This is a genomic window from Streptomyces sp. NPDC002206 (assembly GCF_053593595.1).
The window spans coordinates 15,490-37,121 of the sequence record NZ_JBSFCW010000041.1 but is presented as its reverse complement, the minus strand read 5'-3'; the positions used below and the strand labels follow the sequence as shown (position 1 = coordinate 37,121).

Genomic DNA, 21,632 nt, shown 5'->3' with positions numbered 1-21,632 from the left:
GTCCCGCAGGGGTCGGCGTGGCTGGTTGCTGCGGGACCACATGGTTGTCAGCGGGGCTGGTAGTTGAGGGTTCCGAGGGGCCAGTTCGTGGACAGCCAGGTCGTGACGGTCGCTTGCAAGGGCGCGTCCAGCTCGGCTCTGTCGGCACGGACCCAGGAGCGGACGTCGGTGTCATGACCGTCGCTGCGGGAGGGATAGATGTAGACGCACCCGATCACCTCACCACTAGCGGTCTCGATGACGGTGTAGGTGAATCCGCGGCGCTGAGCGAAGTCGTCCGCGTGACGCTGCAGGTCGACGAGGTTCGCCTCCAGGGCCATCCCGTCCGCAGGAGGCCATCCTCGGTCCTGGAAGCCCGGGGTCGCACGGATGTGCTCGATGCTGCTGGTCCAGGCGGCGTGGTCGGCGGCGTTGTGCTGGGGTCCCAGGGGTTCCAGACGAAACTGCGGGGTGATCAGGTCCGCGGGGACGACGAAGTCGTCGGGGACGAGGGCATGGTCAGTCATGGGGGCCGAGCCTATGAGGCAGGGCTCACGGGTTGCACCTGGATTGATCACGCCGCTCGCGCGGCGGGGCGGCCCCAGCGGATGCTCTTCTCGCTGCGGATGCGGGCGCGTTCCCTGCGCTGGGCGGCCAGGATGTCGGGGTGGCGAGCGTTGGTGTTGCGCCAGCGCAGGTAGCGGTGCAGGGCCCGGGTCTGGACGGTGTGGCTGGGATGGTTGGAGTTCGCCAGGGTGAATTGCCGCAGGGGGCCGAAGTGTGCCTCGATCGGGTTGGCCCATGAGGCGTTGGTGGGGGTGAAGCACAGCTCTACCCGGTGTTTCTTCGCCCATGCGTGGATCTTGGTGCCCTTGTGCGCGGACAGTTTGTCCGTGATCACGTAGATGGGGGCGCCGTCGGGCCGGGCGGCACGGATCGAATTCAGCGCGGCCAGGGATCGAGCGGCGCCCTTGTGTCGACGGTTCACGCCCCACAGCGTGTCGTCGACGACCGAGTAGCAGCCGTGGAAGTAGGTCACTCCATGGGTGCGGTGGTAGGTCGCCGGAATCCGGTCGGGCCGACTCTGTCGTGCCCAGCAGGAGCGTGCGGTGGGGCGGATACCGAGTGGCCCGAACTCGTTGAACGCGAAAACGCGATCGGGTAAGTGTTCCAGGACGTACTCGATGCGGTCCAGCTTGGTGTCAGGCTCGGGGTCGGTGGACTCCTTCCACGTCTTGGTTCGCTGGAAGGTGATGCCGTGCCGGGCCAGTAGGCAGCGCGGGGTCTCGCGGCCGATACGGATCACCCGGCCGTGGACCCTGCGCAGGTAGGTGCAGAGTTTGCGGATCGACCAGCGGGTGAACGGCTGGCCGAGCTTGGCCGGGCGTGTGGTGGCCGTCGCGACGACGAAGGCCTCGTCGTCAGCGTTGAGCAGGCGGGGACGGCCTCCCGCCCACCGAGGGTCCCGGCATGCCAGGCCGATCTCGTTGAAGCGGTGGATGACGTCCCGGACGGTGTCCTCATCGGCCGCGACCAGCTGGGCGATGACCGGGACCCGATTCCCGCCGGCGGACGCCAGCAGCATCGGCGCGCGCCGGTAGCGCACGGAACGGGTACAGCCTCGCCGCACGATCTGCTGCAGCCGCTGCCCCTCATGATCCGTCAGTCGGCGAACTTTGACCGGCTCTGCCACCACGTTTTCACACACTGGATGGGATGTCCGCCCCCATCCAATCGGCCCCAGTCTCAACGCGGACCAGAACCCGGTGAACCTACGCGGTCAGAGCACTAGCGTGTGCGCATGACTCCCACTGATGATCGGCAGTTCCCTGCCGCGCTGGCCCCCGCGATGGCGGTTCCGTTCGACTACGCAGGCGGTGACGGAGTCGACTTCGAGCCCTTCGCGGCTTTCCTGTCGGCCGAGGAGACAACGGACTGGTTCCGGGCCTGGACCGGTAATGGGGAGCTGAGCGGCGACGACTTCCGGGTGTTCGGCCAGGACGGCTCCGGCGGGTACGCTGCGTTCTGGCTCGTCCGCCCGAACCGGGCTTTGGTCGACCAGCCCGTCGTCTTCCTCGGATCCGAGGGGGAGGCCGGCGTCGTCGCGCGCGACCTGGGCGATTTTCTCTGGCTGCTGGCCGACGGCCTCGGCCCTTGGGAAGCAGCCACCCCGTACGAGCGCGACCGGGTGCCATGCCCCAGCCAGGAGCTGGCGGCCGTCGCGGAGCGGTTCGCACCCGGCCGGCGCCGGTCAGCCGCTGCAGTGATCGAGCTGGCAACCAAGGAGTTCCCCGACTTCGACGACACGATCATGGAGCTCTGCCGCTGAACCCGGCAGTCCCGCCCTGCAGCGGCACGTCGGGGCTCCTCGCCGACGCGGAAACCGGCCTGTGGGGGATCCGTTCGCGAACGTCAGCTTCTGACGCACGATCACAGCGACGGTCGCCTCCGAGATCGGAAGACGCCGCCGAACCGGCATGTCGTGTGGATGTCGTAGATCAGTTCGGGATGCGCCCAGTACGCAGCAGTGGGTCCAGGACTCACTCATGCGCACTGGCTAGGAACGGTTCGCCGAGCCAGGGCAGGTCCACAGTCTGCATCCGGGGCGACGGCTGCCTCGCGTGGCGTGAACAGACGAAGACGGAGAGACGCGGTCGGTAGCCGCTCCAGCCGGGGCGAGCGGCTGGGCGTCGATGACGGTCATTCAGGGGGATGGAGTGCGTTTTCCCCCTGCGGGGATCCAACGACATGCTGCCGACAGGGTGATTGGGCGGCATGCGTCGCCCGGAAAGCCTAACGACGTGCTGGAGAGATACCCGCTATTACATTTTTTGATGCCATGTCAGATACAGGATCCATGTCTGATTAGTGCTACGTGTGCACCCGATCGGCCCTCTGGTGTCACACCTTAGGTATGCCCGATATGACAGTTATAGGAGCTGTCAGTACGTTCATCGCAGGTCGGCTGTCCGGCCGGCATCTCTGAGACAGGGAGAAGTGACATGAGCACGCGTACCGTCGCAGTGACCGCCGCCGCAGTGGGCGTCGCGGTCCTTGCCATCACCGGCATCACCTACGCCTCGAACGACGAATCCACCCCGTCCGCCTCGTCCGTCCAGCAGGCCCGTCCGCCTGCCCAGAAGGCCGCCCCACCCGCGCAGAAGGCTGCGCCCCCCGTCCGACAGGCGCCCCCGGCCGCGGCTCCCCCGGGTGAAGACAGCAGCAAGAGCAACGGCGGCGAGGGGCGTGGCGGTTACGGCGGTGGCGATGACGGCGGCTACGGCGGTGGTGGCGACCGCGGTGGTTATGGCGGTGGCGGTGGCGATGGCGGTGGTGGCGACCGCGGTGGTTATGGCGGTGGCGGTGGCGATGGCGGTGGTTATGGCGGTGGTGGCGACCGCGGTGGTTATGGCGGTGGCGGTGGCGATGGCGGTGGTTATGGCGGTGGCGGTGGCGATGGCGGCTACGGCGGCGGCTACGGCGGGAAGGATGAGGGAAGGATCCAATTCAACGACCGGACGTACTCCGCAGCCGCGGACGGGTGCATCACCGCGGCCAGCGGACTGGGCTCCTCGAGCTTCAGTATCAGCAACGACAGCCGGAAGGTTGTCGAGGTCTATCGTGGGGCCACCTGCGACAACGGCTCTCCTGTCGCCACCGTCGGTCCCTACGGCAGCACCCATGGCGTTGTGACGCCCACCGTTCAAGGGGGCCTGTCCCTCAATGACGGCGTCGTGGGCAGCTTCCGAGTGATCGGCGACCACGGCGGGTGGTAACCGCGCCACTGCATCACATGGAAACCCCGGCCCGTCGGAATCGGGCCGGGGTTTCCGGTGTGGGGATACCCTCCGGCGCATGCCCGCCCGACATTCTGCGTCAACGCCGAAGGGCTGAACGGTCGCCGGGCGACATCGTCCGCTTCGGTGAAACCTCAACAACCGCTTCGCCCATCCGGTCTGGTCGCCGGCCCCGCTGACGGCGCACCCCAGCGCGGTGAGAGTGGCCATCCACTGGCGCAACTGCTCGCCCGAGCGGCTGGCCGCATGGACGCTCATCAACGGCGAACTGCGCCCCGCCTATCTCAAGTACCGGCCCGTGCGGATGCGAGGCAGGCTCAGCGCCGGAAGGTTCCTGGCGACGGTCTGCCGCTGGATGCACGTGGCCCGCCGGTATCCGTCAGAAAATAGTAGCCATGGACATAGTAGCCATGTACTCTATTCGGCATGAGCAAGGGTTCACCGGGCCCCACGCCCGGCTTCCTGGTATGGCGGCTCGCCAACAAGTGGCGCGTCGCGGTCGATCGCGCGGTGGCTCCGCTGGGCCTCACTCACGCGCAGTACTCACTGGTCGCGTCGCTGCACGGCATGCAGCGCGCCGGCGAGCGGCCCAGTCAGCGCCGGCTCGCTGAACACACCGGCCTGGAGGCGCTGTACGTCTCGAAGCTGGCGCGCGCCCTGGAGTCGGCCGGCCTGATCGAGCGCACCCGCGATCCCCGTGACCCGCGCGCCGTACAGCTCGCCCTTACCGAGCAGGGCCAGGCCGTCACGCGGCAGGCCATCGCGGTGGTCCAGCAACTACTTCAGCAGTTGCTGGAGCCGCTCGGCGGCCTCGACGCCCCGCGGGCGCGCGCGTTCACCGATGAGCTGACGACCCTGCTCGACGCACCTCTCGCTCCATCCGTACCGAACGACGAGAGCACTCAGGGGACAACACCATGACCACCACCGCATCCACCACCGCACCCGTTGCCGACGCCCGCGCCCTCGGCCTGGCCCACTACGCCGCCCGCGGCGTCCTGGAGCACGTCCTGGCCCAGTACGGCATCACGTTCCAGCAGCAGGTCGCCCTGCGCGCCGTCGTCACCGCCGCCGCCCCGCAGACGCCGGACGATCTCGTCACCCAGGTCCGGGGCTCCCTCAAGGCCGATCCGGCCGACATCCGCGCCACTCTCGACGAGCTGCTGGCCAAGCAGCTGCTCCGCGCGGACGGCGCGCACCTTCGCCCCACGGATGCAGGGCGCGAGCTGATCGCCGCCGTAGGCGCGGAGACGGCCCCCATCACCGCCCGCATCTGGGGCGGGATACCCGCCGAGGACCTGGCCGCCGCCGGCCGTGTCCTCGCCCTGGTCACCGAGCGTGCCAACGCGGAGCTTGCGGCGCCGACCGCCTGACCACCCGACCGAGCGTCGGTCGCGGTTGAAGGCGCCGAAGAAGGTCACCAGTGGACATGACCTGCAGCGCCCCCAGCAACGCCTACTACACCCATGGGACACCGGCGGAGCGCGGGGAGTGGGCGCAGCTGTTCTTCGACGCCAGGGTTGGGTACGAGCCCATCCCTGGTGATGACGCGACTCTCTCCGGCAAATGGTGCCGTGTTGCGCAGGATCTGACACCCGCGGCTCGGATGCGGCGGCCCGCCCGGTCGACGTGCGAAGGGCTCCCGGACGGGCTCCACCTCCACGCTGCCCCGGCTGCCCGCGCCAGCGGCGCTGACAGGGCCGGTACTTGAGCTGAACGGGTAAGCCGCGGTCAGCAGCTGGGCGATCGTCCCTGCGCGTCAAAGTCCGTGGCCAGTGGCCGCAGGCGCTCGTGGGGATCGGCCACCACATGGACAGTCCGGCCTCGTCGCAGACGGCGTGCAACTCCCACCCACCACACGGCGGGGACCACGCCACGACGAACGTGCTAAGGAGCGGAATCAGTCACTCGTGGCCCCGTCGGTCCGCTCCCGCAAGAAGTCGGCGTGGCCGTTGTGGGGGGGCGTACTCCTGGACCGGCATCACGTAGACCCCGCGCCAGGGGAGAGAAAGGCCAAGAGAGGACATGAACGTCTTTTGGAGGTCATGCCCGGCCACGCCCTTCGGCGCTCACCCCCCACCGAGTGCGGCGGAACACCGACTGCACAATGACGACGTCCGCCGGCGGCTTCGCCAAGACCGACCTGGACTTCCTGCTGAAACAGCATCACGTCTCAAGGATCGTGCTGATCGGCATGCGGGCGAACACCTGCATCGACACCACCGCGCGTTTCGCCCAGGAGCTCGGCTATCACGTCACGCTGATCAAGGACGCCATCGCCGCCGTCCGCCCTGAGGAGATGCAAGCGACGTTCGAACTCAACGCTCCCGCTTATGCCCACGCCATCCTCACCGCGGAGGAATTCATCTCAGGGCTGCCCCATGCTGCAACCACTCCCTGAGAGCAAGACCGGGATTCCCGTCACCATGGATACCTGGCCGCCACGACAGTGGCTTCCGGCACCAGGCCTCGTCGGCCGCGGACCGATGTGGAAAGGAACTCAGTGCACGGCATTGAGTCACGTGTCCTGACTCACCATCGAAAGTCGGCGTATTAGCGTGGCATCGGTGGGGGGTGGTCCGCTCGACCAGGGAGATGCTCCGATGGCCACGCTCGTCGCGGTGAATATCGGGATGCCCCGGGATGTTCCCTGGAAGGGCCGAGTGACGCATACGGGTGTGTGGAAGCAGCCGGTCACGGGCGCGCGGATGGTCAGGAAACTGAACATTGACGGAGACGGCCAGGGCGACCTTGCCGGTCACGGCGGGCCGTACCGGGCAGTACTGGTGTACCAGCTGGATTCCTATCGGCACTGGCAGAAGCACCTGCACCGGAACGATTTCACTCATGGCCAGTTCGGCGAGAACTTCACCGTGGACGGCCTGCCCGACGACGAAGTGTGCATCGGCGACCAGTACCGCATCGGCGATGCACTGTTCGAAGTAACGCAGCCCCGGGTGACTTGCTACCGCGTAGGCCTTCGCATGGACGAACCGCAGATGCCCGCTCTGCTGGTCGCCCATGGACGCCCAGGCTTCTACTTCAAGGTGCTGGCCGAAGGTTTCGTCCAGGCCGGAGACGAGATCGTCAAAGTCTCCACGGGGCCGGAAGCCATGACCGTCGCGGAGATCGACGCGGTCCTCTACAAACCTGGGCGCGCGCGTTCCCAGGTGGAGCGGGCGCTGCGCATTCCCGCGCTCAGCCCCGGCTGGAAGTCTTCCATGCAGTCGCTCCTGGACGACTACGACTCGAAGGGCTGGTCAACAGGCAATACGGGAGGCAATACGGGCCTGACGTCCGCCGCGACCAGCCCGCCGCCGGCCTGGCCGGGCTTCCGTCCGCTGGCGGTCACGCACATCGCCCCGGAGAGCAGGAGCATCTTCTCTCTTACCCTCGCTGCCACCGACGGCAGTCCGCTGCCCGCAGCGCTGCCCGGCCAGTTCGTCACAGTCCGGATGCGCCCCGATCCGCAGGGCGCGCCGGTTATTCGCAGCTATTCCCTGTCCGGGAGCCCCGAAGACGCGCAGTACCGGATCAGCGTCAAACAGGAACCCCATGGTGTGGGCAGCAGTTACTTGCATCAACACGTCGCGGTCGACGACGTCCTGGATGTGGCTGCCCCGCGAGGCACATTCACCCTCGTCGAGGACGAGGCAGCCATCGTGCTGGTCTCCGCCGGCGTCGGGGCCACCCCGGTGCTCGCGATGCTCCATGCGCTGGCCGGCAACCATGATGCCCGCCCGGTGTGGTGGGTCCACGGAGCTCGGGACGGCGCGGAGCATCCTTTCGCCCACGAAGCACGCACCCTGCTGTCCCGCCTTCCGTCCGGCCGACGGCATGTCTCCTACAGCCGCCCGCGCGACGACGACCGCCTCGGCGACGACTACACCTCCACCGGCCGGCTCAGTGCTCAGCTGCTCGAGGACCTTGAATTCCCGCCGGACGCAAACGCCTACATCTGCGGTCCGGTGGCGTTCATGGACGACATGACAAAAGCACTCGTGGACTGCGGCCTGGACCCTGCACGGATCCACACAGAGACCTTCGGATCCGTTTCCGCGATTACGCCCGGAGTGGTCCCGACCGATGCGCCGGCCCCTCATCTGCCCGCTCATCCGCCCGGACCGGGCACCGGCCCCTCCGTCTCATTCGCCCGCAGCGGTCTGACCGTTCCCTGGGATCCCGGCTACGGCACGCTCCTGGAACTCGCCGAGGCATGCGACGTCCCAGTGCAGTGGTCGTGCCGCACCGGTGTCTGTCACACCTGCGAGACCGCAGTTGTGTCCGGCCGTGTCGACTACTCTCCCGACCCCATCGACCTACCGGCCGAGGGCAACGCGCTCATCTGCTGCTCACGGCCACCCGCGGATCTCATCCTCGATCTGTGACTTTCTCTGCTGTTGACGTGGTTGTGTCACCTTGCGGGCCACCTGCGCCCGTCGACAACCGATGAGTGCAAGGCGGCGCGCGGGAGCGGGTGAGGCACGAAATGTCGAGGCCAGGCACTTCTGCATGCAGGGCATCCAGAATGCGTCCCGGATGCCCTGACACACGGTGGCCCCGGGCGATCGACTCCGCGATTTCGGGTCGTCGCAGCCGCCCGTCAGGTATTGCACCGTCCCGGTCCGCTGTCAGGGGAAGCGGCGTCGCAGCCGTCGGCCGAGGAGGATGGCACTTGTGCCGACTACCAGGGACGCCCCGGCGATGCCGGCGTCGGCGCGAGCGTCATGCACGGACCCGGTGGTCGCCAGGGACGATCGGGCGGAGGAGGAAGCCGCGGCTGCCTGCAGGATCAGGTCGGCGACTGCTTCGGGGTGGGCGATCAAGGACACATGGGAGGAGTTGATCTCCACCGTGTGCGCACCGGCGCGCTTCGCCTGGAAGCGTTCTTGATCCGGGCTGATGGTCTTGTCCTGTCGGCCGACGAGTGCCCAGGACGGGATGTGTTTCCAGGCCGCGACCTTGGCCTTCTCGGAGAACGCGGTCGTAGCGACGGGCCGCTGGGTGGCCCCCAGCAGATTGGCCTCGCTCTCCGGCAGGTCGGCGGCAAAGACCTGGTGGACCTTGTCGCGCTTGAGGTACAGGTCGGTCCCGCTGCGGCCGCTTTCCCGGTACGGGACAGACCTGGTGGCGGTGCTCAGTTCGCTGGGGAACCGTGCGGCCAGGGACATGCCGCTCTCGCCCACGTCGGGCATCAGAGCCGACACGTACACCAGCGACTTCACCCGGGGGTTGTCGGCCGCGGCCGAGCTGATCACAGCGCCGCCGTAGGAGTGGCCCACCAGCACGACCGGGCCCTTGATGCTGTCCAGTACGGACGCGATGTAGGTGGAGTCGTTGTACAGGCCGCGCAGCGGGTTGGCGGGCGCGATGACGGTGTATCCGCTGCGCTCGAGCCGCGAGATGACCTCGTCCCAGCTGGATCCATCCGCGAACGCCCCGTGCACCAGGACCACGGTGGGTTTCGCACCGGAAGTGGCGCCGTCCGCGGTAGTTGGGGCCGCTGCGTACGCGCACAGGGCCAGGGCACATCCAGCCACGGTGACGTGTGCACGCAGTATTCGATGCCGTGCGCCGGAGATCGCCAATGCGGTCATGCCGTTCTCGCTTCCCTTGAGGCCTGGACCACCTCAGCGTTCACGCATTGGCGCTGTTGAGCCCGGCTGCGCCGCCCAACCGGGTGAAAATGACGGGGCAGCAGAGTGAAGTGGGTGGGTCGCAGCCGGCTCCGGTGACCGCACATGGCCATGGGAGCCGGCCAGGCCCGGGCGCAAGCCCCGGGCTGCGGAGAGCCTGGGAGCGAGCAGCGGCAAGAGGCGGCTGCCGCCGAAGGTGAGGTGCCGGGCAAGCGCTCAGCTTGGGATGAGTGCATCCCACTGATCTCGGGTCGGGCCGTCGTGCTTTGGCAAGAAGTCTGGGTGGGCAGCCAGCCAGGCGGTGACGTGTCGGTCCACTTCGTCGGTGCCGTAGGCGTCTTCGGCTGGTCGCAGGAGATGACGTACCTGGGCTCGGGCTCTCATGACGACGGGATCGTCAAAGGCGCAAGCGGTCAGGGCAGCAGCCCGCCGATCTGCGGGTGGTGAGCCATCGGCGAGGCGTTGCTCGTCGGCGCGGTCGGCCGTCACCTGCGCGTCGAACCACGGGCGGAGGGCCTGTGCTGTCCAGGTGTGGTAACCGATGGGGTCCGCGGCGATCTGGTCGACATGAGTGGCGAGGTGCTGGGCGGCACGCAGGCCGAGGGCGGCGCCATGACCAAAGGTGGGATTGGTGTGGATGAGGCTGTCCCCGGTGTTGACCAGACCGGTGACGACAGGTCCGTCATCGTCGGCGAGGGCGGTCCAGCGGTTGTCCAGGCCAGCCATCGCCAGGACGGCTGACTGCGGTTCGGGGGCCAGGTCGAGCCAGGCGGCGGTTGCGGGGAAGCGGCGAGCGACGGCCTCGAACACGGCAGGGTCGGTGAGCGCGCCGCGGGTCGGATCACCCGTGGAGAGCACCAGGCTCACCGCGAAGGTGTCGTTGTCGGAAGGGAAGACGCCGGCGAGGGCGAACGGTGCGGCCGAGCCGGTCTTCACTCGCCCGGGGGCACGCGGGCCGTCGGCACGCAGGCGGTACCAGCGGCACAGATAAGCGATCCCGGTGCGGTGGCTGTCGACCACGGGCGGGCGGCAGCCGGCTGCGATCAGCCAGGCGGGAACCGGCGAGCGACGACCGGACGCATCGACGACGAGGTCCGCCTGGTGCATCTCCGCGCCCACCTGCACACCGGTGACCCGGGCAGGACGGCCCTCCCCGATGGTGAGGGCGCGCACCCGGCAGCCTCGCCGGACCTCAATGGAGCGTTCCCGCCGCACGGCCGCGGTCAAGGCGGCCTCCAGCACGATGCGGCGGGTACGCAGGGTCACCAAGTCCTCATCGCCGGCCCGATGCGGCGGATGCTCACCGAACCAGTCGAACTCGTGGTACTCCCAGGCTCCGCGTGCCAGCAGGTCCGCGTAGACATCAGGGGCCTCGGTGCGCAACACAGTGCGCACGGGCGCGAGGAGCGAGTGGGGTTGGATGGCCTGCGGTACTCGGGGCCTGTCCCAGTGGAAGAAATCCCGGTTCAGGTTCTCTCCGGCCTCCCGTGCGTCCTGCTCGAACAACGTGACCATGTGGCCCCGCCGGCCAAGCATGAGCGCCGTCCCCAGCCCGCTGATACCCCCACCGATCACCGCAACCCGCGCCACTGAGCTCCCCTTCGCGTCGTGTTGCGGAATGAGCCTACTGCTTGGCGATATCCGGTCGAGGAGCGGCGTCGTCCGTCGCGGTGCAGGGGCGAGGCACGGCAGCGACTGGCGCCAAGTCGAGCCTACGCACGTCTCCGCCCGCGTTCCGGATCGCAAGGTACGTGCGGCCCTTCACCAGGCTGGTCGACGGACATCGTCGGGGCCGTCACCCTCCGGCGACGGCCGCCGGCACGGCGGCATGTTTCAGCAGAACGGCGAAGCAGTGAGTGCCTCGTCAGCAGGGTGGGCCGAGGTGGTGCCGACGGCTCCGTCTTGGTTTGCGAGGAGGGTGCGGTCGGGCCTCTGCGGCGGCCAGGGCGATGGGGGTGAGCGTCGATGACGCTCGTTCAGGGACTTGAGGCGCGGCTTTGGGCGCTGGGATCCGGCGGCATGCTGCCAGGAGGGTGAGTGGGTGTCACGAAGTCACCCAGAAGGCCTAGTCGAATGTCATATAGGCATATTTATAAGCAGTTTGACGGTGTATCAGCTCTGTCCAGTACGCCCGGTCGGCCCCCTGAGGTCACACTTTCGGTATATCCGACATGACAGGTAAAGGTCCCATAAGTACGTTCATTGCAGGCCGGTTGCCCGGCCGACCCTCAGAGACAAGGGAGAATGACATGACGACGCGTACCGTCGCCGTGACCGCCGCCGCAGTGGGCGCCGCGGTCCTCGCAACTACCGGTATCACCTATGCCTCGGCCGCTGGTTCCCCCCAGGCCGCCCCGTCCGTCCAGCAGGCCGCGCCGGCTCCGCCCGGTGGCGACGGCGGAAACGCGGGCGGAAACACGGGCGGAAACACGGGCGGAATCGCGGGCGGAAACGCGGGCGGAATCGCGGGCGGGAAGGGCCTTGAAGGAGGCGGGAAGGGCCTTGAAGGAGGCGGCTACGGGGGTGGCGGTGGCTACGGGGGTGGCGGTGGCTACGGTGGTGGCCACGGCTACAAGTACGAAGGCCGGATCTACATCAACGAGCGGTCGTACTCCGCCCAGCCGGACGGCTGCATCACCGTGGTCAGCGGCCTGGGCTCGCGGAGCTTCAACGTCCGCAACGACAGCCACAGGTCCGTAGAGCTCTTCCGCGGGGCGACCTGCGACAACGGCTCCCCGGTCGCCACTGTCGGCCCCTGGAGCACCAGCAACGGCGTCTTCACCCGCAAGGTCCGCGGGGGCGTGAAGGTTCGCAACGGCGTCGTGGGCAGCTTCCGAGTGGTCAGGGACCACTACGGCAACAAGTGGTAACAGCTCCACCCGCATCACATGGAAACCCCGGCCCGTCGGAATCGGGCCGGGGTTTCCGGCGCGGGGTGTACCTCTCGCCGGATATACGGATGCACAGATGTACGGATGCCAGGCGGTCGCACGCGTGTCCAGCCTGCGTCCGGTGACCCCATACACCCTCTACGCGATAATAAGCGTTCACCGGCTTCCCCGCGTGTCGCAGCAGCCGGACCCGGTCGGCTGCAGCCCTGCGACCCCGATTCCCGGGGCCTGTGCGCGTGGGGTGGCCGACCGCCGGCACCGCTCGTTCGGACGCGGTGTTCGAGCCGGCCGGCTGCGGCGGGCACTGGTCGGGGTGCCACTTCGGAGTCGCAGAGTTTGTGTCTCATGGCCGCAGGAGCGGGAAGTCGGCTTGGTGCCACAGCTCGCGGATTGCAGCAGCCTGCGCCTCGGAGGGGCTGTCTGACGTGCCCCAGGTCCGGACGCTGCTGGTGGAGTCGTTGATCGGCTGCCAGCCGGGGTCACCAGTAGTAGCGAAGCCGACCCATGCGTTCAGCATGCGCCGGGACAGCTGGTGGTCTTCAGCTCTTGGCGGACCGCTGATGAGGAACTCGACGCTCTTGGCAGTGAGGTTGCCGAACGCGAAGGGGATGTCCGCGCAGTGCCAGGCGTACACCGCTCCTTCTGGACCGTTGCGCTGACGGGCGAAGCGGGACATGAAGGTTCGGCCGCCGGATTGAGCGTGCCGCTCAGCGAGCCGAGCGCTGTACTCGCTGAACTGCATGTCACCAAAGATCGCGAGGTAGATGTCGCGGGTGGGGGCGAGGGGCATCAGCGCGCGGTAGCCCGGCACCAGGGTGTCGGGGAGGTGGAAGTCCTTCGCGAAAAGCGCGAGTTGGTCGTCGGTGGTGACCTTCGCGCTGCTGCCGACGGCATCGAGCAGCCAGTACTCCTGCGTCGTGTGGCAGACCAGCAGCTCCACCTCGTCGGCGGATCCGGTGGCTGTCGCGGACAGCGGATCGCTGGGCAGGATGCCATCTCCGGCGACGGGACCGTATATCACGGGGTCGTAGTGGCGGTGCCCGGACAAGGGGTCCTGCCGGTAGTCATCGACGACCCGATCGGAGGCAGCGACCAGCGTGTGCGGAGCGGCGGACACCAAGGCATCGGCCGTGAAGGGGATGCCGGCGGCCTCAGCAACCTTCCGGGTGGTCTCAGCAGCGAGTTCGATCGAATGGCAAGGGCCGGCGACGCTATGGGCGATGACACGCCGGAACAGACCTCGGGCCTGGTCCATCACCATCAGGCAGGCGGCTGAGGCTGCCCCGGAAGACTGCCCGGCCAGCGTGACGTTTGCCGGATCGCCGCCGAAAGCGGCGATGTTGTCTCGCACCCACCGCAGCGCGGCGATCTGGTCGAGCAGGCCCCGATTCTCCGGGTACGGCGACTCGGTGCCGGGCGGAAGGTGACCGAAGCCTTCAAAACCGAGTCGGTAGTTGAAGGTCACCACGATCACACCGGCACGGGCCAGTGCGGTGCCGTCGAAATCAGGCTGCGCGGAGGACCCGAAGGTGTACGCACCGCCGTGGATCCATACCAGGACTGGCAAGGGACCACCGTCGGATGACGGAGCCCAGACGTTGAGCGTGAGAATGTCCTCGTCGCCGTGCGACCAGACGGGTGACCCGGGCAGTCTTGCCGACTGCGGGGCAATGGGGCCGAAATCCTTGCATTCACGGACCCCCTCCCATGCGTGGACCGGACGCGGCTCCCTGAAGCGGTTGCCCCCGAACGGTGCAGCAGCGTAAGGAATACCGAGAAAGGCGACGACATCCGGAACTGGCCGATGGCCTTGTACCGAACCGTCTTTGGTCATGCGCCTATCCACAGGACTCCTTCACGCAGCATGGTGCCGACCGATCCAGCGACGGCCGCTCGGGTGGGAGATCGGCCACTGCCCTCAGCTTGTCAGCGAGGCCGGCCTCGGCACCAACGCCTGGATCGGTTCGATTGACGCACTTGCGATGTCAATCATCACCTTGTTCGGTAGCCTCTGCGGCTGACCCTGCTTGCGTCCGGCTCGCCTGACATCCCGCCGTGTCACAGCATCAGCGACCGGTCCTGTTCTCGAAGCGCCTTCCCGCCTGACGGTGAGTCTGGCCGAGGTTCGGCATCGGACCGCGAACGATCAGATCCACGGACTCGACGGCAGATACGCGTGCGGTCCGTGCTCCTGGCGTTCGGCTGAGCGCGGTCTGCCCTGCCGGACCCACCGGGCGCCCTGCCGGCCGCACCACCACGGACTGGGCGGAATCTGTAGGTGGCCGCAAGTGGTACGTAGCGCCGTCCCCGCCCGCTGGTCCGCTCGACATGTGCGCGTCGCGCCCCTGCCACACGCTGTACACATGACCAACGATGCTGAAGAGGTGTTCCACCCCACCCCCGTCGTCGTCCTCGGCGTCGTGCCGGACGAACCGCCGTACCGCATGGTGCAGATCAACGGGGAAATGGCCGGGGCCGCCTACGACATGCTGGATGTGATCAGGCTGGCGCATCGGGCAGGGGTGACCGATGTCGATCTCGACGATCCCGCGGTGGTGAGATGGGTCGGCGGAGCCAAGTACAAGTGGGTTCCCTGAGAGGGCGGGTTCCTGACGTATCCGGCACACCGCTCGTCGCCTCAGGCGTCAGCACGCCGTCCAGGACGTGCAGCCGAGCTCGCGCATGGCGACGAAGGAAGAGGGCCGGCCCGGGCTGAACTGTGATGCGCTCTTCGGGTGGCCGTAGCGATGGTGAGGGCTCCATGGTCCCCAACGGCGCGCCGCCCGATGCGGACGCGCCCGGCCGAACCTAGACTGACGAGCGCCCGAAAAGTCCTGAATCTGGAAGGTGTGGACCATGGCCAAGCGAGGGAACAAGCGACGCGCCCGCAAGAAGAAGAAGGCCAATCACGGCAAGCGTCCCAACGCCTGAGCCCGCCCAACAATTAGGCTTGTGAACCGCCTTCAGGGCCCTTTGGAAGCTCTCGGCGCCGGGGTGGTCGCGTAGTCAGGCGGCGATGGGCTCCGGCGTGCGGTCTGGCAGGACGTCAACTTCCTGGCCGGCTTTGAATCCGACGAAGAGAGTTTTGTAGGTGCGGCCCCTGCGGGAGGCGAGCTCGTCGATGCCGAGTGCCCGCGGGGCCGCTCTTTCGTGGGCGGCGATCCCACCGGTCCAGCAGTCGGCTGGGGCCTGCCATGAGTGGGATCTCCGGGCACAGTCGTTCGCGCGGGGACGGCCGCCGAGTTCCACCGCGACTGCGTGGGGCCACCTCTTCAAGCCGAGGCTGGAGCGTCTCCTGGTCGATCTGGACCCTGCCGACAGGCTCTGACCTCAACAGCGGCGGGGTTTCGGCTGGTTCGCCAACGTACTTGCCGCCACGGCGGCAACGCCCCTGCCGCAGTCGGGCCGGCCCCGACGGGAGGCGCAGGGCCGCGTGGCCGGTTCGAAACGATCTACGCCGCCTTCGCAGTGAAGTCCGCGGACACGACCTGACCCGCATGCCCTCGCGCGATGGCAAGCCCACCGAGCTGCTGGTCATGAGGAGGTCACTCCCGTGATCGGACCGACCTCGGTCGGTCACACCGGCTCGGTCACTCCTTGGACGCTCGATCGCTTCTCGTAGGGTCCGGCCGCGGAGCGCCGGCGTCTCAAGGTCTGGCTGAGCGACTGGTCCTGGGGAAGGTGTCTGTTTGCGCGCCGTCGGGTGTCCAGCCGGATTCAAGGCGGTCGAGCAGGGTGTGGAAGGCAGCCGTCGCCCGGTCCCAGTTGCCGTCGGCGAGCGACCCGTAGAGCAGTCCGAGGATGGCGTCGACCATCAGGGTGGCCTCGTTCCGGGCGCGTTCGTCGGACATACCGAGGTGGACGAAAAGGGGGGTGAACAGATCCGTCCACTCGGTGATCAGATCGCGCATGAGAGGCCCGTACCGGTCGGGGTGGAGCACGCTGGCCGTCATCAATTCGAACTGGAGTGGCATCACGGCCTGGCGGTCCGGACTGTGGAACTCCTCCCACAGCTCTTCCAGGAGGCGCCGCAGGCCCGCCGCGTCCTCGGGGGCGTCGGCGGAGTTGCGTACATCGCGAAAGCGCAGGAGCGGGCGTCGGTCATCCAGGGACAGTGCCTCCGCGACCATGCGTTCCTTGGTGCCGAAGTAATAGAGGAGCATGCGGTCGCTGGTGCCCAGCTCCCGGGCCAGCGGGCGCAGGGACAGGCTCGCCAGTCCGTTGCGGAGCACGTACGAGCGGACGCGGCGCAGCAGGTCCGCTCGTTTGGCTGGGTCAGCCGGCCGCGGCATGAAGCCTCCTCACCCATGTCTGATTCATCCCGAACTTTACCGTAACACCCGCTACATGTATATTTAAATGTAACGATCGCTACGCAAACCGTCGGGCTTGCAGGGAAGGGACTGATCAGCATGGCTGTCCAGGACGCCACTCTCGGCAAGGCGGGTGTCTCCGAGGGCGCCCCGACTTCGTGGTTCGCCCGACAGGTGGCCCTGTGGTCGCATGCCACGGAGCCCTTGCGGCCACTGAGCGCTGCCCGCACCCGGGCCACGGCCCGGGACGCGTCCTGGCCTCTGGCGCCGGAGCTGATCTCCGTCCGCCGTGCCCGCCGGCTGGTGGTCGCACAAGTCGGCGAGTGGAGACTGAACGAGCTGACCGACACCGTTGAGCTGCTGGTCAGCGAGGTGGTCACCAACGCCCTGTGTCACGCACGGGGCCCTGTGCGGCTCAATCTTCAGGTCCGCGGCTCGCATCTGCGGTGCGAGGTCGAGGACACCAACTCCGACGGCCCGGTACGCCGCGCCGTCTGTGCCGACGCGGAGGGCGGGCGCGGCATGGAGCTCCTCGACCTGCTCGCCGAAGCCTGGGGCAGTTCCCGCACCGCCACCGGCAAGACCTTGTGGTTCGAACTGCCGGTCCCCGTACCCGCGCAGACCTGACGGCCCGGCGGCCTTTGAGGCCCAGGTGGCGTCCTTGAGGCCAGGAGGACGGCGATGCCGATCAGTATGCCGAGGGGGGACGGCGGCTTGCCGACCGAGCGAGGTGCTCCACCGGGAGCAGCCCCCGAAGGAGGGCGCGCTATTCGCCCTGGAGGAGACGGTCCCGCTGGAGGGCGTGGTGCCCGAGCAGTGGCGGGGCAGCGGTGCTAGTCAGAGGGCGCGGTCCAGGAGCGCCAGCAGTGCGGTCCAGTGGCGCTTGTCCGCAGTGCTGTCGTAGGCGGCGGTGTCGGCCTGGGTGAAGCCGTGGTGCGCCCCGGGATAGATCTCGCTGTGGTGGCGTACGCCCGCTGCGGTGAGGGCCTCGTCGAGGCGGTTGACCTGCTCGGGAGGTAGCGAGGGGTCCTGGTCGGCGTGGCCGAAGTACAGCTCTGCGGTGATCCGGTCGGCGAGCAGGTGCGGGCTGTCGGGTGAGTCGGTGGCCAGACGGCCGCCATGGAAGCCGGCCACGGCCGCGACCCGCTCCGGGTAGGTGCCGGCGGTGCGCAGGGCCAGGCGGGCGCCCATGCAGTAGCCCGTGATACCGACCGGCCCGTCGGTGGTCAGGGGGCAGGCGGTCAGCCAGCGCAGATAGGCGTCTGCGTCGCGCATCGCCAGATCGGGTGTCAATGAGTTCATGATCGGGCCGAGACGCTCGAAGATCTCCGGGCGGCGGACCGGGTCGATGACGTCGGGCAGTTCGACCACCGGGGCCCGCCCATGGCGGTAGAAGACGTTGGGGGCCAGGACGGTGTAGCCGGCCCGGGCGAGACGGTCGGCCATTTTCTTCAGGTGAGGGCGGAGTCCGAAGGCGTCCATGTAGAGCAGGACCGCGGGGTGGGGACTGCTGTTGTCGGGGTGGGTCAGGTAGGCATCGGCGACGCCGTCCTGGGTGGGGATGTCCACCGATGTTCCGCGCACGGCATTCATGGGCGGTCTCCTCTCTCTTCCTGTTTCCCTCTGCGCTCGGGGCAAGGAGGGGGTTTCGCGTGGTGGGCCAGTGGGGCGAGTGTCACCAGTGGGGCGAGTGTCAGGACGAAGGGGTATCGCCGATGCGCCGGAAGGCGCGGGCGAGCCCTGTTCGTCGACCGGCCGACCCCGTTCGTCTACCGACCCCTTGGCCGGACTGATCCCTCGGATGTCGGATGTACTCGGGCGCTCAGTGCTTCTCGCCGGTTGGGGGTATTCGCCCTGCTCTGCACAGTCCGCTCGACGTCGTTGCGGCCCAGGCACTCGTCCTTCCCGTATGCGTGGTGTGCGCCACGACAACGGATGCTAGGTCGCCGTGGCAGGTCGTTCAGTTGTGCCTTCCCACGGATGACGCGAATGCTGCGGTGCGTGTACGCCAGTAGAGCTCCTGGTCTCCGGGTCCCGGGATCACGTCACGTCCCGACGTAGCAGGGCCACAGTTGCTGAGTTCGAGGGCAGGCCGGGTCGGCGGGCCCTTGGTTGCCGCGAGCTGCACACGGGGTTCGACGCCGCGGACGACCGCGTCGAGCAGACCAGGAAGTGCCGACGGAAGGGCCTGCTCGCGGGCCTGGCGCGACGCGGTGCCGCTGAAGGCGGTGTCCTCGGAGAGACGTACAACCCAGCAGGCCGGCACCCGCGATCACCCTCGACGTGGCCCTGACCGGTGTCGCCGCCTGGTTCCACCCAGCCCGAAGGGAGGTCATCGAGGAGTCCGGACGGGTGCCGCAGCGCGCGTGTCCGAAAGCAACCATCCGTGTGTCTCGCCTGTCTCACCTGGAACAGACCTGAATACGGAGTGATCGTGAAGCCAACCGCCACCCTGCTCGCTGCTGTCGCGGTGCTGTCCCTCGCCGCCTGCTCGGCCGAGGACAACGCGAAGCCTGCCGCCACGAAGTCGAGCAGTGCCCCAGCTGTCACGCAGTCCGCCACCGCGGAGGCCGCGCGCATTCCGCCCGTGCCGACCGGCGCGGACCGCGCCGTGTACCTCCGTGCGATCGCGGCCGTGGACCCGCGCATCGTCGAGGACGAGGACAAGGCGATCGATGCCGGCAGAAATCAGTGCTCCGCGCTTTCAGCCGGGGGCGCCAAGGTGGATTGGTCCGCCGCGCAGCGATTCGGGAACGACGCGAGGCCGCTCACTGACGCGCAGGGCAAGCAGTTGAACGCCGCTCTGCGAGGCACGCTCTGCCCGGAGTGACGTTGTCCGCCGCTACCGAACTGCGATCTTGCCGAAGCGTCCCCGGCGTGCCCGAACATGGCTGCCACGTACGCCCCGTCGCCCACCGGATGGCGGGGCGTTTCTGATCCCCGGACACCGGCTCCGGCGCTGGGGGCGGCCTCCTTCGGTGAGTGGGCGGTGCGGCGCCGCTGACGCCGCCCGCCCGCTCGGTCGACCGGGCCCGACGGTCTGGCGACGTACTGGGCTTTGCAGAACCACAGCAGCTCATGGCGGGCGTTGTTCCGCACCTGGTGCCGCGGCGCTTCGGTATCGGTGACCACCTCGATGACCTGTCCGGCATCTCGGCGGTGCGTAGTGCTCCGACAGGTCTCCCACGAGATCGCTGACCGCGACCCGGGCCTGCTCCAGGGCATCGGCCCGCCGCCGCAGCTGAGGGTGCGGAGCGGCATCCGGGGGAGTGGTGGTGAAACGGCACGGATCCCCGCCCGTGCCGCCGACCTGGGCGGCACGTGAATTCGGGGCGCAGCTGTCAGGGGAGCTGGTCGAGCAGTTCCTGACGGTGTGCGGTGGCCCACGAGGCGAGATGGATGGGTTCGCGACCGAGCAGGTCCTGGACCGTGCTGGTGGTGACCGCGGAGTAGTCCATGCGGCCTTCGTAGGTCTGTCGCGCCCAGATCAGTGTGCTGGCCGCGTACGCGGCGTCCATGTTGGCCGGCGCGGTGTTCAGGCCTGCGTCGATCAGGCGCTGCAGATCGTCCGGGGTCAGGATCACCGCCGGGATCTCCCGCCCGAGGGCGGCGGAGAGGACCTCGGCCACTTCGGCGCCGTCGAGGAGATCGGTGGACAGGAAATAGTCCTTGCCGGCATGCGTCTCGGGGCCCTCGATCAGGATCTTGGCCACGACCGCTGCGATGTCGTCGCCGGCGATCCAGCCGACCTGCTTGTCTCCCATCGGCCACACCATCTGGCCGTCGCGCAGCCGGTTGATGCCCAGCAGGTTCTCCATGAACACGTGCGGATGCACATGCGCCCAGGCCAGCTTGGAGCCGGCGATGTAACGCTCCACCAGTTCGTGCCACGCGAAGTGCGGGTCGGTGGAGCGCCCATCACTGAACACACCCAGGTGCACCAGAAAGCCGACCCCGGCGTCCTCGGCGGCGTCCACCAGGGCCTTGGCCTGGTGGTTCATCGCCGAGGTGTAGCCGGTCATCAGGAATACCCGGTCGATGCCCTCCAGCGCGCCGGGGAAGGTGTCGGGGTCATCGAGGTCGATACGGACCGCTTCCTTCCCCTCTTTGATCCACTGCTCGACGGTCGCCTTGCTGCGTGACGCAAGCACCGGGACCGCCTGGTCGGGTGTCGCCTCCAGCGTCTTCACGACCGCCGCTCCGGTGCGGCCCGTGGCCCCGAGGACCAGTACCCGCGGGGTGTCTGTGCTTCCCATCTGTCTCTCCCTGGTGTCATACGAAAGCAATCACTTTCGTATGACACGATAGTGGCTGCTGTCGTATGCTCTGTCAAGTCACCGCGAGACCGGAGGAAGATCGTGCGTACCTGGGCCGAGAACGACCCCAAAGCGCGCCTGATGGCGCGCAAGCGCGAGGCGATCATCAACGCTGCCCTCGCGGCCTTCCTCGAGGAGGGGTACGGCGGAAGCTCGGTCAACCGCATCGCCGCGAGCGCGGGTGTGTCCATCACCACCCTGTACCGGCACTTCGACAGCAAGGACGACCTCTTCGTCGCCGTCATCCAGGAGGCCTGCGACACCTCCGCGCAGACCGCGGACCCGCAATGGCTGAACCTGCCGCCCCTGGAAGGTCTGACGGAAGCGGGCTGCGAGCTTCTTCAACACGTCCTTTCCGAGCAACAGTTGGCGCTGTTCAGGGTGGTGACCCGGGACGCGCAGCGCTTCCCCGAGCTCGGCCGCCGCTACCAACAGGAGATTCTCGGCGACCGCATAACCCTGTTCACGCGACACCTGTCCCACTGGCCGGCGGAACTGCGCTCCAAGGTCAGCGACCCCGCACGGGCCGCGCACGTCTTCTCCGCCCTGCTGCAGGCGGAGATCATGGACACGGCTCTGCTCGGCGGACCGGTCCCCGGCAGCGCCGCCATCCGCCTTCGCTCCCGAGAGGCCGCGAACGACCTGCTGATCCTCGCCGAGGCCGGACGGCTGTGAGCCGGCGAGAGGGGCACCGCGGAGT

General features: G+C 68.1%; 20 protein-coding genes. 12 read left to right on the top strand and 8 right to left on the bottom strand.

Annotated features, from left to right (window positions below):
• Window positions 1-47: 47 nt before the first annotated feature.
• Entirely contained in the window at window positions 48-506 is a 459-nt protein-coding gene (locus ACWCP8_RS36645; RefSeq protein WP_352270660.1) for a GNAT family N-acetyltransferase, read from the bottom strand.
• Window positions 507-553: 47 nt separating this feature from the next.
• A complete protein-coding gene (locus tag ACWCP8_RS36640) occupies window positions 554-1,672 on the bottom strand; it encodes an IS630 family transposase (RefSeq protein WP_451120638.1) in 1,119 nt (372 codons plus the stop codon).
• A 108-nt stretch (window positions 1,673-1,780) separates the two neighbouring features.
• Here ACWCP8_RS36640 and ACWCP8_RS36635 point away from each other — a divergent pair, with 108 nt between their 5' ends.
• The 6 genes from ACWCP8_RS36635 to ACWCP8_RS36610 all read left to right on the top strand — a co-directional run bounded on the left by ACWCP8_RS36635 (window position 1,781) and on the right by ACWCP8_RS36610 (window position 8,164).
• On the top strand, window positions 1,781-2,308 hold the full coding sequence (locus tag ACWCP8_RS36635) for an SMI1/KNR4 family protein (RefSeq protein ID WP_451120636.1): 528 nt from the start codon (window positions 1,781-1,783) through the stop codon (window positions 2,306-2,308).
• A gap of 673 nt (window positions 2,309-2,981) precedes the next feature.
• Entirely contained in the window at window positions 2,982-3,755 is a 774-nt protein-coding gene (locus ACWCP8_RS36630; RefSeq protein WP_451120634.1) for a hypothetical protein, read from the top strand.
• 447 nt (window positions 3,756-4,202) lie between these two features.
• Window positions 4,203-4,697 carry a MarR family winged helix-turn-helix transcriptional regulator gene (locus ACWCP8_RS36625; RefSeq protein ID WP_352270665.1) on the top strand — a complete coding sequence of 165 codons (495 nt, stop codon included), beginning with the start codon at window positions 4,203-4,205 and terminating at the stop codon, window positions 4,695-4,697.
• A complete protein-coding gene (locus ACWCP8_RS36620) occupies window positions 4,694-5,149 on the top strand; it encodes a MarR family transcriptional regulator (protein ID WP_451120632.1) in 456 nt (151 codons plus the stop codon). The genes ACWCP8_RS36625 and ACWCP8_RS36620 overlap by 4 nt, the downstream gene beginning before the upstream one ends.
• Before the next feature lie 710 nt (window positions 5,150-5,859).
• Complete coding sequence (locus ACWCP8_RS36615) at window positions 5,860-6,177, top strand: cysteine hydrolase family protein (protein WP_451120630.1); 318 nt, start codon at window positions 5,860-5,862, stop codon at window positions 6,175-6,177.
• A 202-nt stretch (window positions 6,178-6,379) separates the two neighbouring features.
• Window positions 6,380-8,164: an MOSC domain-containing protein gene (locus ACWCP8_RS36610; RefSeq protein WP_451120628.1), complete on the top strand. Its 1,785-nt coding sequence runs from the start codon at window positions 6,380-6,382 to the stop codon at window positions 8,162-8,164.
• Between the two features lie 243 nt (window positions 8,165-8,407).
• On the opposite strand, the gene ACWCP8_RS36605 is transcribed toward ACWCP8_RS36610, so the two are convergent.
• Together ACWCP8_RS36605 and ACWCP8_RS36600 are read right to left on the bottom strand one after the other, a co-directional pair.
• Entirely contained in the window at window positions 8,408-9,373 is a 966-nt protein-coding gene (locus ACWCP8_RS36605) for an alpha/beta fold hydrolase (protein ID WP_451120626.1), read from the bottom strand.
• A gap of 255 nt (window positions 9,374-9,628) precedes the next feature.
• Window positions 9,629-11,002: an FAD-dependent oxidoreductase gene (locus ACWCP8_RS36600; RefSeq protein WP_451120624.1), complete on the bottom strand. Its 1,374-nt coding sequence runs from the start codon at window positions 11,000-11,002 to the stop codon at window positions 9,629-9,631.
• Between the two features lie 659 nt (window positions 11,003-11,661).
• Here ACWCP8_RS36600 and ACWCP8_RS36595 point away from each other — a divergent pair.
• Window positions 11,662-12,282, top strand: coding sequence for a hypothetical protein (locus ACWCP8_RS36595; protein WP_451120622.1), 621 nt, complete (start codon window positions 11,662-11,664; stop codon window positions 12,280-12,282).
• Window positions 12,283-12,646: 364 nt separating this feature from the next.
• Here ACWCP8_RS36595 and ACWCP8_RS36590 read toward each other — a convergent pair whose 3' ends face one another.
• Window positions 12,647-14,137, bottom strand: coding sequence for a carboxylesterase/lipase family protein (locus tag ACWCP8_RS36590; RefSeq protein ID WP_352272383.1), 1,491 nt, complete (start codon window positions 14,135-14,137; stop codon window positions 12,647-12,649).
• Window positions 14,138-14,666: 529 nt separating this feature from the next.
• Here ACWCP8_RS36590 and ACWCP8_RS36585 point away from each other — a divergent pair.
• Together ACWCP8_RS36585 and ACWCP8_RS36580 are read left to right on the top strand one after the other, a co-directional pair.
• Window positions 14,667-14,900: a hypothetical protein gene (locus tag ACWCP8_RS36585; protein WP_352272385.1), complete on the top strand. Its 234-nt coding sequence runs from the start codon at window positions 14,667-14,669 to the stop codon at window positions 14,898-14,900.
• 259 nt (window positions 14,901-15,159) lie between these two features.
• A complete protein-coding gene (locus tag ACWCP8_RS36580; RefSeq protein ID WP_100661309.1) occupies window positions 15,160-15,234 on the top strand; it encodes a 50S ribosomal protein bL37 in 75 nt (24 codons plus the stop codon).
• Window positions 15,235-15,950: 716 nt separating this feature from the next.
• Here the strand turns inward: ACWCP8_RS36580 and ACWCP8_RS36575 are convergent.
• On the bottom strand, window positions 15,951-16,595 hold the full coding sequence (locus ACWCP8_RS36575; RefSeq protein ID WP_352272387.1) for a TetR/AcrR family transcriptional regulator: 645 nt from the start codon (window positions 16,593-16,595) through the stop codon (window positions 15,951-15,953).
• A gap of 120 nt (window positions 16,596-16,715) precedes the next feature.
• On the opposite strand from ACWCP8_RS36575, the gene ACWCP8_RS36570 reads away from it, so the two are divergent.
• The gene (locus ACWCP8_RS36570; RefSeq protein WP_352272389.1) at window positions 16,716-17,243 is read left to right on the top strand and encodes an ATP-binding protein; all 528 of its coding nucleotides are present in this window, start codon (window positions 16,716-16,718) and stop codon (window positions 17,241-17,243) included.
• Window positions 17,244-17,453: 210 nt separating this feature from the next.
• On the opposite strand, the gene ACWCP8_RS36565 is transcribed toward ACWCP8_RS36570, so the two are convergent.
• Window positions 17,454-18,209 (bottom strand): dienelactone hydrolase family protein, encoded by a 756-nt coding sequence (locus tag ACWCP8_RS36565; protein WP_352272391.1) that lies wholly within the window; start codon window positions 18,207-18,209, stop codon window positions 17,454-17,456.
• 841 nt (window positions 18,210-19,050) lie between these two features.
• Here ACWCP8_RS36565 and ACWCP8_RS36560 point away from each other — a divergent pair.
• Window positions 19,051-19,446, top strand: a complete 396-nt coding sequence (locus ACWCP8_RS36560; protein WP_451120619.1) for a hypothetical protein — start codon at window positions 19,051-19,053, stop codon at window positions 19,444-19,446.
• Between the two features lie 511 nt (window positions 19,447-19,957).
• On the opposite strand, the gene ACWCP8_RS36555 is transcribed toward ACWCP8_RS36560, so the two are convergent.
• Complete coding sequence (locus ACWCP8_RS36555) at window positions 19,958-20,872, bottom strand: NmrA family NAD(P)-binding protein (RefSeq protein WP_352272395.1); 915 nt, start codon at window positions 20,870-20,872, stop codon at window positions 19,958-19,960.
• A 102-nt stretch (window positions 20,873-20,974) separates the two neighbouring features.
• On the opposite strand from ACWCP8_RS36555, the gene ACWCP8_RS36550 reads away from it, so the two are divergent.
• Window positions 20,975-21,607, top strand: a complete 633-nt coding sequence (locus ACWCP8_RS36550) for a TetR/AcrR family transcriptional regulator (protein WP_352272397.1) — start codon at window positions 20,975-20,977, stop codon at window positions 21,605-21,607.
• Window positions 21,608-21,632 lie beyond the last annotated feature (25 nt).